We start from the raw sequence: 12269 nt of genomic DNA on the forward strand, positions 1-12269 counted from the left end.
AAGTCGAAGCACCTGCGCGCGAGGCCTGCCCTTCGACTTCGCTCAGGACGAACGGGTTAGGGAACGGGGAAGATCACGAGGCAGGCTTACCGCGGCACCGCCAGCGTCACGATCGAAACCCCCGGCGTCATCGGCACACGCCCGACCAGATGCCGCTCAAGCCGGAAGATCTTCTCGAACAGCGCATTCACCAGCTTCGGCGGTGGCGAATCATCGCTGTCGTCGCGCCCCGTCATCCGCCCGGCAATCCGCGCCGCCGCCGCCAGCGGGAACAGCAGCGAGTTGAAATACCCCAGCTTCTCCGGCTTCAACCCGGCAGTCTCGATCGCCGACTGCAACGTCGCCTTCGAATACCGGCGATGGTGATGGTTCACGACGTCGTGCGCGCTCCACAGCCACGCATGCGCCGGGACCGCGATCAGGATCTTGCCCCCCGGAGCAAGGCAATCGGCCATAGCCTTCAACGCCGCGACGTCGTCCTCGATATGCTCGACCACATCGAGCACCGCGATCAGATCGTAGTGCGCGCGGGGTACGCCGGGGAGTTCGGGCAAGGGGGCCGCGCCGACCGGCTTGCCGAGCCGCTCGCTGGCGATCTCTCGCGCGGCCGGGTCGATCTCGATCGCATCGATCTCGCCGAACTCCGCCAGCATCGGCAAATTATGCCCGGTACCGCAGCCGATCTCGAGGATCTTCGCATCCTTCGGCAAAGCGCCGTAGCGTGTCAGGTAATCCGCCAGGATGTCGCGGCGGGCGCGGTACCACCAGTGGGTGGAATCATGCGCGGCCATCCGGTCGTAGACGATGCGGTCCATTAAGTGTCGGCCCTGCGGTTGAAATTCATGTCAGTTGAAAACCCAAAAACGGTTGAGCACGAACGTCACGATCGCGGCAAGAAAGACGGCGGGGATCAGCGGGATCCAAGGATGCAGATGGAGCAGCGCGGTACCGATCCAGGTGATGACCGCATTGAGCGCGAGCCCCGAGCCCTGGACGATCACGAACTTCACATGCCGCCCCGCCCCCGGTTCTTTCGCATGCCCCTTGAAGCTCCAGCGGCTGTGCAGGAAGAACCCGACCACCACCGCGACGGCAAACGCGAACGGCACCGCCGCCACCGCCTGGCGTGGTGGAAACGCGTACGCGGTCAGCGGCAGGTAGACGAGCGAATACACGACGCTGGAAATCCCGCCGGCGATGCCGAAGCGCACGAGCTGGCCGAGCACGCCGCTCGCCCGCATCTGCTCCACCTGTCGCCAAATCGCCTGCATGCCCGCCTTGTTCTTTACCCGCACCGCGATAGAGCGGCCGCGAAGACAAGCCCGCGCATCTAGAGCGCGTGCGGGCCGGAGGAAAGCGTTTTGGATCAGGCACCACTTCAGCGGCGGACGTTGCTGGACGAACTCGATCGGCATTGGATCGCGCTGACGCTGCTCGCCTGGGTGGCGGTGGCGGCGTGGTCGATGGTCGATCGCTGGGGCCAGATCCGCTGGCTGTCGCTCGGCGATACCGATGACAACATGCGCCTGATGCAGGTCCGTGCGCTGCTCGACGGGCAGGGCTGGTACGATCTGCGCAACTACCGGATGAACCCGCCGGTCGGGTTCGACATCCACTGGAGCCGGATCGTCGACCTGCCGATCGCCGGGCTGATCCTGTTCTTCCGGCTGTTCACCAGCAACAGCTGGGCGGAGCGGCTGGCGTGCGGGATCGCGCCGTTGCTGCCGCTGTCGATCGCGATGCTCGGCATCGGCGCGACCGTGCGACGGCTGATCAGCCCTTACGCTTGGCCGTTGGCGGTGGTGTTCATGGTTGGTGCGACCGGCACGATGCTGATGTTCATGCCCGAGCGGATCGATCATCATGGCTGGCAGCTCGCCATGCTGAGCCTCACGGTGGCGGGGCTGTGCGATGCGAACGGGCGTCGTGGCGGTGCGATGGTCGGGATCGCGAGCGCGGTGTCGCTGTCGATCGGGCTCGAACTGTTGCCGTATGCGGCGATGGCAGGGGCGATCATCGCGCTGCGTTGGGTATGGGATCGGTCGGAGGCCGATCGGCTGTCGATCTATGCGCTGACGCTGGGTGGCGGCAGCACGCTCGGGTTCGCACTGTTCGCGTCGAACGCCAACCAGGCGATGCGCTGCGATGCGCTGACGCCGGTGTGGTTGAGCGTGATGATCGCGGCGGGGATGCTGCTGTTCCTGCTCGCGCGGTTCGGACCGGCGTCGCGAGGAATGCGACTGGTGCTCGCGGTCGCGGCCGGGGCGGCGATCGTCGCCGGCTTTGCCCTCGTCTTCCCGCAGTGCCTGGGCCGACCCGAGGGCATCTCACCCGAGCTGCAGCGCAACTGGCTGAACAATGTCCGCGAGGCCAAGCCGATCTACAAGCATAGTTTCCGCGTCGGGTTCGCGCTGGCGACGCTGCCGATCATCGGCTTGATCGGGGCGGCGATCGCAGCCTGGCGTGCGCGTCGTGATCCGAGCGCGGTCGGTTGGGCGGCGGTCGCTCTGTTCACCGCCTTCGCCTGCGCGATGCTGTTGTGGCAGGTCCGCGCCGGACCCGCCGCGCAGATGCTGGCGATCCCGGGAGCGACCGCGCTGGCCTGGCTGATCATCCCGCGGTTGCTCGGCAACCAATCGGTGCTGGTGCGCGTGCTGGGCACGGCTGCTGCGTTCCTGATCGTCTCGGGCATGTTCGCCGGGATGGTGCTCAAATACCTGCCGATCGACCGGCCGAAGCCGTATGAAAAACGCGTCAACATGGCGACCGGCGACTGCCTGCGCACGACGGTGCTGCTCGCGCTGAACAAATATCCCGCGCAAACGATCTTCACCTTCGTCGACATGGGACCGCGGCTCATCACGATCACGCATCACGACGCGATTGCGGGCCCGTATCACCGCAACGGCGACGCGATCCTCGACGTCCAGCATGCGTTCGGGCGGTCTGCGGACGAAGCCCATGCGATCATCAAGCGCCACGGCGCGACGATGCTGCTGCTGTGTCCGAACGCGGCGGAATCGACCAACTACAAAGCGCGCAGTCCGAAGGGGTTCTATTCCGAGCTGGCGAAGAACGAGGTGCCGACGTGGCTGACCCCGCTACCGCTGCCCGCGAGGTCTCCGCTACGGTTGTTCAAGGTGGATTGAACCACACCGCCGTCATCCCCGCGGAGGCGGGGATGACGGCTAATATTCTGGGGTTCAGCGCAGCACGACCGACAGGCCGTCGAGGACGAACTGCACCGCCAGCGCAGCCAGCAGCACGCCGAGCAATCGCGTGATCACGGCCTCGATCTTCGCGCCGAGAATCCGCATGATCGGCCCCGCCGCGAGCAGTGCGACGAGCGTCAGCAGCAGGATCGTCACCATCGCGCCCAGCACCACCAGCGAGCGCTCGATCCCGCTGTTGCGGCTCATCAACAGCATCACCGACGCGATCGAGCCTGGGCCGGCGATCATCGGCATCGCCATCGGGAAGATCGAGACGTCCTCCACCTCGGGATCGCTCGCCACCTTGGCGGCACGGTCCTCGCGGCGTTCGGTGCGCTTTTCGAACACCATTTCGAGCGCGATCAAGAACAGCATGATGCCGCCGGCGATCCGGAAGCTGGCCAGACTGATCCCGAGCCCCTTGAGCAACGCCTCGCCGAACAGCGCGAACACGAACAGGATCAGCGCGGATACGCCGACCGCGCGGATCGCCATCGCCCGCTTTTGGAGCGGCGAGGCGCTCGCCGACAGCCCGGCATAGATCGGCGCGCAGCCGGGTGGATCGATGACCACGAAGAAGGTGATCAGCGAGGAGATATAGAGTTCGATCACAGGCTCGACTCCTCGATCGCGACGCCTTCGCGGCGACCTGCCGAGACCAAGGTGTTGCGGAGCAGGCAGGCGATGGTCATCGGCCCGACACCCCCCGGCACCGGCGTGATCGCACCCGCCACCTCGACCGCGCTGGCGAAATCGACGTCGCCGACAAGGCCGGCATCGGTGCGGTTGATGCCGACGTCGATGACGGTCGCGCCGGGCTTGAGCCAGTCGCCCTTGATCATCTGCGGGATGCCGACCGCCGCGACGACGATGTCCGCGCGACCAATGTGCGCGGGAACGTCTTTGGTGCGGCTATGCACGACGGTCACGGTGCAGCTCTCACGGAGCAGCAACTGCGCCATCGGCTTGCCGACGATGTTCGAGCGGCCGACGACGACCGCCTCGAGCCCGCTCAAGCTCGGCAACACGCTCTTCAACAGCATGACGCAGCCGAACGGCGTGCAGGGGACGAACCCCGGCAACCCGGTTGCGAGCCGCCCCGCGTTGATCGGATGGAACCCATCGACGTCCTTGTCCGGGTCGATCGCCGAGATGACCGCCTGCTCGTCGATATGCTTTGGCAGAGGCAACTGGACCAGAATGCCGTCGATCGTCGGATCGGCGTTGAGCGTAGCGACCAGCGCAAGCAGCTCTTCGGCTGGCACGTCGGCAGGGAGCCGGTGCTCGATGCTTTCCATCCCGGCTTCGCGCGTCGCCTTGCCCTTCGAGCGGACATAGACGTTGGAGGCGGGATCCTCGCCGACCAGCACCACAGCCAAGCCTGGCGAGCGGCCTGCCTGTGCACGAAAGGCGGTGACGCCGTCTGCGATACGGGCCCGGAGGCCGGCGGCGAAGGCCTTGCCGTCGATGATGGTCGCGCTCATGCCCGCGGCCCATAGAGCGCGGACGCGATTTCCGCCAGCGTAGTGGCGTCGCCGGCAATGTGCAGACGCTTCAGGCGAGCGGTTTCGCCGGCGACGATCGTCACGGCACGCTTGGGTACGCCGAAGGTTTTCGCGACGAGCGCCACCAACCCAGCATTCGCGGCACCGTCCACCGGCGCCGCCGCCAACCTCGCGACGAAATGCTCTTCAGTCCCGGCGGTCAGCGCATCGCGACCCCCACGCGGCGTTACCCGAACGGCGATCGCCAAGCCGTCAGCCAGCGCTCGCCAAGCGGCCTTCTCGCTCAATAGGTCGCGACGAGATAATTCTGCGCGATGTTCGGAATGACGATGTTGCTGAGGATGTAGAGGATCAGCAGCACGACCAGCGGCGACAGGTCGAGCGCGCCGAAATCGGGAAGCACGCGGCGGATCGGGCGATACATCGGCTCGGTCATCCGCTGCAGCGCGGTCCACACGGTGCGGACGAAATCGCTGTGCGTATTAATGACGTTGAACGCGATCAGCCACGACAGGATCGCCTGCACGACGATGATCCACCAGATGACGGTGAGCAGCAACTGGACGATCTGAAGAAGGGCGATCAAGGCAAGGGTCTCCGCTGGTGTATTGCCGATATAAGGGGGCGGGGGGAGAACGAGAAGCCCCGTGGTGTCGCTGGCCTGCGCGCGACGATTTGAGCAGCACCCTTGCCCTCAAGTCTCCGTCATCCTGGGCTTGCCCCAGGATCCAGAGCCGCAAACGTTACCCTGTGTGGCTCTGGGTCCTGACTTTCGTCAGGATGACGGGCGTGGGAGGTACCCCCTTTACCGCGAGCGCCCGTTGGCGCTCACCAGCGTCCCGGCCCCCTGCTTGGTGAAGATCTCCAGCAGCATCGCGTGGGGCACGCGGCCGTCGATGATCACCGCGGCATCGACGCCCGATTCGACCGCCGCGACACAGGTGTCGAGCTTCGGGATCATGCCACCGGTCACCGTGCCATCGGCGCGCAGTTCGGCGATCCGCGCAGGGTCGAGGTCGGTCAGCAGTTCGCCTTCCTTGTCGAGCACGCCGACGATGTCGGTCAGCAGGAAAAACCGCGCCGCGCCCATCGCAGCCGCAATCGCGCCCGCCATCGTGTCGGCGTTGATGTTGTAGGTGTGGCCGTCCGCACCGATGCCGATCGGTGCGATCACCGGGATGATGTCGGCGGCGATCAGCGTGTCGAGGATCGTCCGGTCGACCGCGATCGGTTCGCCGACGAAGCCGAGATCGACGTGCCGCTCGATCCCCTGAAGCTTGTCGGGCTCGCGGCCGTGGCCGACTTTCTGCGCGAGGACGAGGCCTGCGTCCTTGCCCGAAATGCCGACCGCGCGGCCGCCCGCCTGGCCGATCCAGCCGACGATTTCCTTGTTGATCGAGCCCGCCAGGACCATCTCGGCGATCTGCGCGGTCTCCGCATCGGTGACGCGCAGGCCGTCGACGAAGCGCGACTCGACGCCGAGCCGCTTCAACATCGCGCCGATCTGCGGGCCGCCGCCGTGAACCACGACCGGGTTGATGCCGACTGCCTTGAGCAGCACCATGTCCTCGGCAAAATCGCGCTGCAATTCCGGATCGCCCATCGCGTGGCCGCCGTATTTCACGACGAACGTCTTGCCGGCGTAGCGCTGCAGATACGGCAGCGCCTCGGTGAGCGTTTCCGCCTTGGCGAGCAGGGCGGGATCGGGCGTGTGATCGGTCAACTAAACTTCCGTTCGTCTCGAGTAGCCATCGAGCACTTGTCGAGATGGCGTATCGAGAGACCTGTACCTCGATACGAGCCCTCGACAGGCTCGGTCTCTACTCGGCACGAACGGAAAAATCTAACATTATGCCCGGTCCAGCCGCCGTCCCAGCTTCACGAAGAAGGTGATCATGAACGGCACCAGCACGATCGACAGTATGACCTTGGTCAGCATCTGCCCTTCCATCAACGCGATGATCGGCCGCTCCCCCAGGAACGAGATGGTGATGAACAAAATCGTGTCGATGATCTGCGAGATGATGCTCGCGATCATACCCCGGAGCCACACCAGCTTGCCCTCACCGCTGCCGACCTGTCCCGACAGCTTCGAGAAGATCAGCACGTTGAGCGTCTGCGAGATACCGTAGGAGATCAGCCCGGCGATCATCATCCGCGAGCTCTGGCCGACCACGACCGGAAACGCGTTGACCGCGGGCGGGTACATTCCCGGATCGTGCGGCAGCGCCAGCACCAGGTGGATCAGCGCCGCCGACACCAGCAGCGGAATGAACCCGAGCCGGACCAGAAACGTCGCGGTCTTCTGGCCGTGCAGCTCGGCGATCGCGCTGCTCAGCACCACCAGCAGCAGGAAACCGAAGATCCCCGCCTCGACCGCGAGCGGGCCGAGCGCGACCTGCTTCACCCCCAGCACGCCGGCGATGCACACCATGCCGCCGTACAAAACGGAAAAAACGAAGAGCGAACGCGGAAACGCGGGAAGAGGCTGATCCATCGCCGGGGACGCTAGCGAAATCGCGCGCGCCGTCAAATGACTAGCGACGACGCCGCTCGCGTGTCATGTCGGTCGCTTGCGCGGCCGGGGGGCGGCGCGTGTCAGTCAAAAATGCAGGGCGTCCATGGAAAGACTAGTCATCGGTTTGGCGGGCATCGCCGTCATCCTGGGCATCGCCGTGCTGTTGTCGAGCGACCGCCGTGCGATCCGCTTGCGTATCGTCGGCGCCGCGTTCGCGTTGCAGGCCGGGATCGCCGTCCTCGTGCTGTATTCGAGCTTCGGCAAGGTCGTGCTCGGCGAGATGTCCGGCGGGGTCGCCAACCTGCTCGGCTATTCGCAGAAGGGCACCGAATTCCTGTTTGGCAAGATGGCGACCCCCGAAATCGGCGGACAGAGCTTCGCGATCGCCGCGCTGCCGGTGATCATCTTCTTCGCCAGCCTCGTCTCGATCCTCTATTATCTCGGCATCATGCAGTTCGTGGTGCGCTGGGTCGGCGGCGGGATCGAGAAGGTCATCGGCGTCTCGAAGGTCGAATCGCTGTGCGCGGCGGCGAACATCTTCGTCGGCCAGAGCGAATCGCCGCTCGTCATCCGGCCCTATCTCGCGGGCCTTACCCCAGCGCAGCTCTTCACCGTGATGACCAGCGGCATGGCCGGCGTCGCGGGCACCATCCTCGCAGCGTATGCGTCGATGGGCATCCGCATCGATTATCTGCTCGCGGCAAGCTTCATGGCCGCGCCGGGCGGCATCCTGATGGCCAAGATCATCATGCCCGACCGCGTCACGCCGCCGGAAGGCGAACTCGCACTCGGCGATCTGCCGGGTGAATCGTCGGCGGGCGAACCGATGCCGCAAGCCACGCACGACGAGGAAAAGCCCGCCAATCTGATCATGGCCGCCGCCCAGGGCGCGCAGACCGGCGTGCGCCTGGCCGTCGCTGTCGGCGCGATGGTGCTGGCGTTCGTCGCGCTGGTGGCGCTCGCGAATGGCCTGCTCGGCGGACTCGGCAACACGATCGGGCTACCGGGACTGAGCTTCCAGGGGCTGCTCGGCTATGTCTTTGCACCGATCATGTTCCTGTTGAACGTGCCGTGGAGCGAGGCGGGGATCGCCGGCGGGCTGTTCGGGCAGAAGATCGTGCTGAACGAATTCGTCGCCTACATCTCGCTCGGAACGCAACAGGGGCTTAGCCCGCGGACGATCGCGGTCATCACCTTCTCGCTCTGCGGCTTCGCGAACTTCTCATCGATCGCGATCCAGATGGCGGTGACCGGCAGCCTCGCGCCGAACCAGCGCCCTATGATCGCCAAGCTGGGCCTGCGCGCGCTGGCGGCGGGGAGTTTGGCGAACTTGATGTCCGCAGCACTCGCGGGCCTGCTGATCGGATAATCCCTCTCCGTCATCCTGACGAAAGTCAGGATCCAGAGCCACGAGGGTGTCGTTTGTTACCCTGGATCCTGACTTTCGTCAGGATGACGGAACTGGGATAACGCGGCGCGCTGAAACGCAATCGAGCCCGCCACCTTTCGGCAACGGGCCCGACGCAAACCACCTCGCGGGGGGAAAACGAGGCAGCTATCTCGTGGAAGCGCCGATTACGGCAGCATCACCGTGTCGATCACGTGGATCACGCCGTTCGACTGCATGACGTTGGCGATCGTGATCCGGCCCTTGTGGCCCTTGCCGTCCATGATGCCCCAGCCGGTGCCGACCTTCTTGAACATCAGCGGCTCGCCCTGCACGGTCATGTAGGTCGCCGTACCGCCGTTGGCCTTCGCCTTGGCAGCGATGTCGGCGGCGGTGATCGTGCCGGGGACGACGTGATAGGTCAGGACGCTGGCGAGCTGCGCCTTGTTCTCGGGCTTGAGCAGCGTGTCGACGGTGCCGGCCGGCAGCTTCTTGAATGCGGCGTTGGTCGGCGCGAACACGGTGAACGGACCCGGGCCCGACAGCGTCTCGACAAGGCCGGCGGCCTTGACCGCGGCGACCAGCGTCGTGTGATCCTTCGAATTGACGGCGTTCTCGACGATGGTCTTGGTCGGATACATCGCGGCGCCGCCGACCATCGGGTTGGTCTGGGCTGCGACGATGGCGCTGCCGCTGACGGCAACGGCGGCCGCGACGATCGCGGTACGAATGAAGTGGTTCATGGCTTCTCTCCTGCGTGCGGAGCCGGTGTGCGGCGCCACTGCGGGGAGATACGCGCCCGCCGGGATAAGGACGCAGCCGGCGTTCAGATCGTCGCGAGCAGCCCCGCCCAAGCCGCGATCTCGTCGTCATGCCGCCGTGTGACGACTAGGTCGCTCGCGGTCGCCGTGCCGAGATCGACCTTAATTGTGCCCGTCCACTCGAACGTCGCATTGCCCGACAGCGTCACCATCGCCGCCTCGCTCGCCTCGGCGCGGACCAGCCCGCCCTTGTTGAAGACGGTGGTCGGCGTGTCGTACGCAATCCGCCCAGTCAGGCACGCGGCATAGGTCGACGCCGCCATCGCACTGCCGCAACTGTCGGTAAGCCCGACGCCGCGCTCGAATGTCCGCACGAACAGATCGCGGCCACGGACTTCGACGAAACTGACGTTCGCGCGATTGGGTAGCCAGTCGGGTGCCGCCTCGCACGCCTCGCCGACGCGGACGAGTTCGGCTTCGTCGACGGCATCCACGAACGTCACGAGATGGGGGTTCGGCATTGCCACCGCCGTGAAGGCGCGATCCGTCAGCAAGGGCGCGATCGGCGTATCGACGATGCGATCGGTCCCGACCGCCATCGGCCACGCCTCGATATCCAGAGACGCGGGGCCAGCGATCTCGCGCACGGTGAACACGCCCTCGCCAATATCGGCGTCGCGCTTCACGGCCGCGTCGCTCGTCTTCAGCAGCGCCATAGCAGTTTCAGAGCCCGTGGCCGCGAATCCAGCGCGCGCGACGCAGCGCAGGCCATTGAGGCACGTCTCCGACTCGCTACCATCCGAATTGAACATCCGCATGCCGAACGCGTGTGTCTCGCCGCCGCCGGTCAGCAGCAGGAGCCCATCGCCACCAACCGGCCCACCGCGATCCGCCAGCGCCCGCGCGACGGCCGCCCAAGCCGCATCGCCAAGCGCCGACGCGCGTGCGTCGATCAGTGGAAAGTCGTTACCGGAACCGTGGCATTTGATAAGGTCGAAGCGCATGCTCGACACTTAGTCACGCCTGCGGACCAATGCGAGCACCTAACCAATCCCGTAATGCGCGGCCAACCGATCGAGCGCGAGCGTCAGCACGACCCGCCCCGCCCGCGCCGGCCATTGCAATGCCTTCTCCGCCACCGGCAGCCCCTCCCCCGCGCAAACAACGCGCCAGAGGATATCCGCCAGCCCCGGCCCCGCCGCCGCCAGCGCCCCGTCGAACCGACGCTTCGCCGCGATCTGCGCCGACGTCGGGTCGAGTCCGTCACCACCGCCGCCATCGACCCGCTCGACCCAGCGCATCGTCACGCTTGGCGCGATCGACGCGCGTTCGTAATCCGCACGCAACCGCTCCCCGGCCTCGAACTGCGGCACATCGATCAACGCACGCGACCGCAACCAGCCGAGCGGCGACTCCGCTAGGTTCACGGTGACCGTACGGCCGCGACGCATGCCGGCGGGTTGTGGAACACCCTCCGAATCGATTGTCCGCTCTACCAATTCGCGCATCCGCCATCTCCCGTTGCGCTTGGCGGTTGCCATATTCGCACGGTTGTAGGACAGAGGAATAACCCATCTGGTTTGGAGCCGTTCGATGATCGCATTTCAATGATCACCGCCATTCGCGAAGTCCGGCGCGCCAAGGGGCTGACGCTGGAGGACGTCGCCAGGCGTTGCGATCCACCCACCACCGCGCAGACGATAGGGCGGCTGGAGACGGGCACGCGCACCGTCTCGATCGGCTGGCTCAACCGGATCGCCGCGGCACTGGGCGTCGAGGCAAGCGATCTCGTGACACTGCCGGACCGCACCGACCTCCCGGTCGCCGCAATACTCGACAGCCGCGGCACCCATGCCCCCCGCCGAACCACGACCGTACCACCGCCTCAGGTCGCACCCGGCCAAATCGCAATCACCGTCGCGAACGGCACCGGCGATTACCGCGCGGGCGACGTGATCTGGACGTCGATGTTGAAACCCGAAGATTTCGCAACCGCCCTAAACCGCGACGTCCTCGTCCCGCAACCGGCAGGAAGGTTCGCGTTCGGCCGGCTCACCGGATGCGACGGCGGCGTTACCGTCCTCCCGCCGGACACCGGCACCCAGTCGCTGACCATCGCCGACCCCGCCTGGATCGCAGTCGCGGTGCGACTAGTCCGCGAGCTATAGAAGGTGGTGGACGATGACGGGCTCGAACCGCCGACATTCTCGGTGTAAACGAGAACTTGCTACTGTGTCGTCTCCTTGAGCCGCCTTGCACCATAAGGACATATCGCGAACGTACGTGAACATTCTAGGTCTCCGCTGTCCATTTGCTGACCACCAATCAACACCAGCGAGACTATGAACGTAGATCGCATCGTTCTCCCGAAACGACAAGAATGCTGAGCTGGACTGGTTGATCGCTAAAGCTTACCGCTGGCCAAAAAGGGTGCGCAGAGTTGCTGCGCGCCCTCCAGATTCACCAGATATGTACCGGTCGGCGGGGGCAAGATAAAGCGCATCACCGGGCTTCATGCCGAACGCCGTGTACCAAGCGTCAACGTTCCAGACGATTCCGTTGACCCGGTAGAAGGGCGGCGAGTGGGGATCGGTAGGCAACCGCACGCGGGCCACGCCCTCGCGCAATCTCGCCTGCCACGCCTGTGCATAAGCGAGGAAGAACCGCTGATCGCCGCTCACCCCACCGATCACCGGTGCCTGCCGTGCACCGCCTGATACTTTGATAGGCAAATTACTCCGTTTCGACGCCGCCGAGGTCCGCGAGTCGGACCAATTGAGACTCATAATAGCCTACAGTCAGCCGTCAGCAACTCACTGATCCAGTGCCGGGAGGGCCACCGCCACCTTGGCTCACCGCCCGAAAGCCGCTGTCCGCGGCCCACGC

At 65.5% G+C, this 12269-nt stretch carries 15 protein-coding genes; 3 read left to right on the top strand and 12 right to left on the bottom strand.

The genetic code is table 11. The features are described from left to right. Positions 1 to 86 precede the first annotated feature (86 nt). Positions 87 to 815, bottom strand: a complete 729-nt coding sequence (locus tag ASE82_RS17680; RefSeq protein WP_056066439.1) for a class I SAM-dependent methyltransferase — start codon at positions 813 to 815, stop codon at positions 87 to 89. Positions 816 to 845: 30 nt separating this feature from the next. Continuing rightward, entirely contained in the window at positions 846 to 1295 is a 450-nt protein-coding gene (locus ASE82_RS17685) for a GtrA family protein (RefSeq protein WP_443025118.1), read from the bottom strand. 66 nt (positions 1296 to 1361) lie between these two features. Between ASE82_RS17685 and ASE82_RS17690 the strand changes: the two genes are divergently transcribed. After that, the gene (locus ASE82_RS17690; RefSeq protein WP_056066443.1) at positions 1362 to 3149 is read left to right on the top strand and encodes a hypothetical protein; all 1788 of its coding nucleotides are present in this window, start codon (positions 1362 to 1364) and stop codon (positions 3147 to 3149) included. Positions 3150 to 3203: 54 nt separating this feature from the next. On the opposite strand, the gene ASE82_RS17695 is transcribed toward ASE82_RS17690, so the two are convergent. From ASE82_RS17695 to ASE82_RS17720, 6 genes are all read right to left on the bottom strand, one after another. Continuing rightward, entirely contained in the window at positions 3204 to 3824 is a 621-nt protein-coding gene (locus ASE82_RS17695; RefSeq protein WP_056066446.1) for a MarC family protein, read from the bottom strand. Then, on the bottom strand, positions 3821 to 4696 hold the full coding sequence (folD, locus tag ASE82_RS17700) for a bifunctional methylenetetrahydrofolate dehydrogenase/methenyltetrahydrofolate cyclohydrolase FolD (RefSeq protein WP_056066449.1): 876 nt from the start codon (positions 4694 to 4696) through the stop codon (positions 3821 to 3823). The genes ASE82_RS17695 and folD overlap by 4 nt, the downstream gene beginning before the upstream one ends. Then, positions 4693 to 4965 carry a DUF167 domain-containing protein gene (locus ASE82_RS17705; protein ID WP_235524783.1) on the bottom strand — a complete coding sequence of 91 codons (273 nt, stop codon included), beginning with the start codon at positions 4963 to 4965 and terminating at the stop codon, positions 4693 to 4695. Before ASE82_RS17705 ends, folD begins: the two co-directional genes overlap by 4 nt. Positions 4966 to 5000: 35 nt before the next feature. Next, complete coding sequence (locus ASE82_RS17710; RefSeq protein WP_056066456.1) at positions 5001 to 5303, bottom strand: YggT family protein; 303 nt, start codon at positions 5301 to 5303, stop codon at positions 5001 to 5003. 219 nt (positions 5304 to 5522) lie between these two features. After that, entirely contained in the window at positions 5523 to 6440 is a 918-nt protein-coding gene (gene argB, locus ASE82_RS17715) for an acetylglutamate kinase (RefSeq protein WP_056053472.1), read from the bottom strand. Positions 6441 to 6566: 126 nt separating this feature from the next. Further along, complete coding sequence (locus ASE82_RS17720) at positions 6567 to 7214, bottom strand: queuosine precursor transporter (RefSeq protein WP_056066458.1); 648 nt, start codon at positions 7212 to 7214, stop codon at positions 6567 to 6569. Positions 7215 to 7338: 124 nt separating this feature from the next. Here ASE82_RS17720 and ASE82_RS17725 point away from each other — a divergent pair, with 124 nt between their 5' ends. After that, entirely contained in the window at positions 7339 to 8604 is a 1266-nt protein-coding gene (locus tag ASE82_RS17725) for a NupC/NupG family nucleoside CNT transporter (RefSeq protein WP_056066461.1), read from the top strand. Between the two features lie 206 nt (positions 8605 to 8810). Here ASE82_RS17725 and ASE82_RS17730 read toward each other — a convergent pair whose 3' ends face one another. From ASE82_RS17730 to ASE82_RS17740, 3 genes are all read right to left on the bottom strand, one after another. Then, positions 8811 to 9365, bottom strand: coding sequence for a fasciclin domain-containing protein (locus ASE82_RS17730; protein WP_056066463.1), 555 nt, complete (start codon positions 9363 to 9365; stop codon positions 8811 to 8813). Between the two features lie 83 nt (positions 9366 to 9448). Then, positions 9449 to 10387, bottom strand: coding sequence for a diaminopimelate epimerase (dapF, locus tag ASE82_RS17735; protein WP_056066466.1), 939 nt, complete (start codon positions 10385 to 10387; stop codon positions 9449 to 9451). A gap of 39 nt (positions 10388 to 10426) precedes the next feature. Then, positions 10427 to 10891, bottom strand: a complete 465-nt coding sequence (locus ASE82_RS17740; protein WP_056066469.1) for a DUF6456 domain-containing protein — start codon at positions 10889 to 10891, stop codon at positions 10427 to 10429. A 99-nt stretch (positions 10892 to 10990) separates the two neighbouring features. Between ASE82_RS17740 and ASE82_RS17745 the strand changes: the two genes are divergently transcribed. Continuing rightward, the gene (locus ASE82_RS17745; protein WP_056066608.1) at positions 10991 to 11551 is read left to right on the top strand and encodes a helix-turn-helix domain-containing protein; all 561 of its coding nucleotides are present in this window, start codon (positions 10991 to 10993) and stop codon (positions 11549 to 11551) included. 243 nt (positions 11552 to 11794) lie between these two features. Here ASE82_RS17745 and ASE82_RS17750 read toward each other — a convergent pair whose 3' ends face one another. Further along, on the bottom strand, positions 11795 to 12115 hold the full coding sequence (locus ASE82_RS17750) for a M13-type metalloendopeptidase (RefSeq protein WP_235524784.1): 321 nt from the start codon (positions 12113 to 12115) through the stop codon (positions 11795 to 11797). Positions 12116 to 12269 lie beyond the last annotated feature (154 nt).

The sequence above is a fragment of the Sphingomonas sp. Leaf230 genome, assembly GCF_001421745.1.
Lineage (GTDB): Bacteria > Pseudomonadota > Alphaproteobacteria > Sphingomonadales > Sphingomonadaceae > Sphingomonas.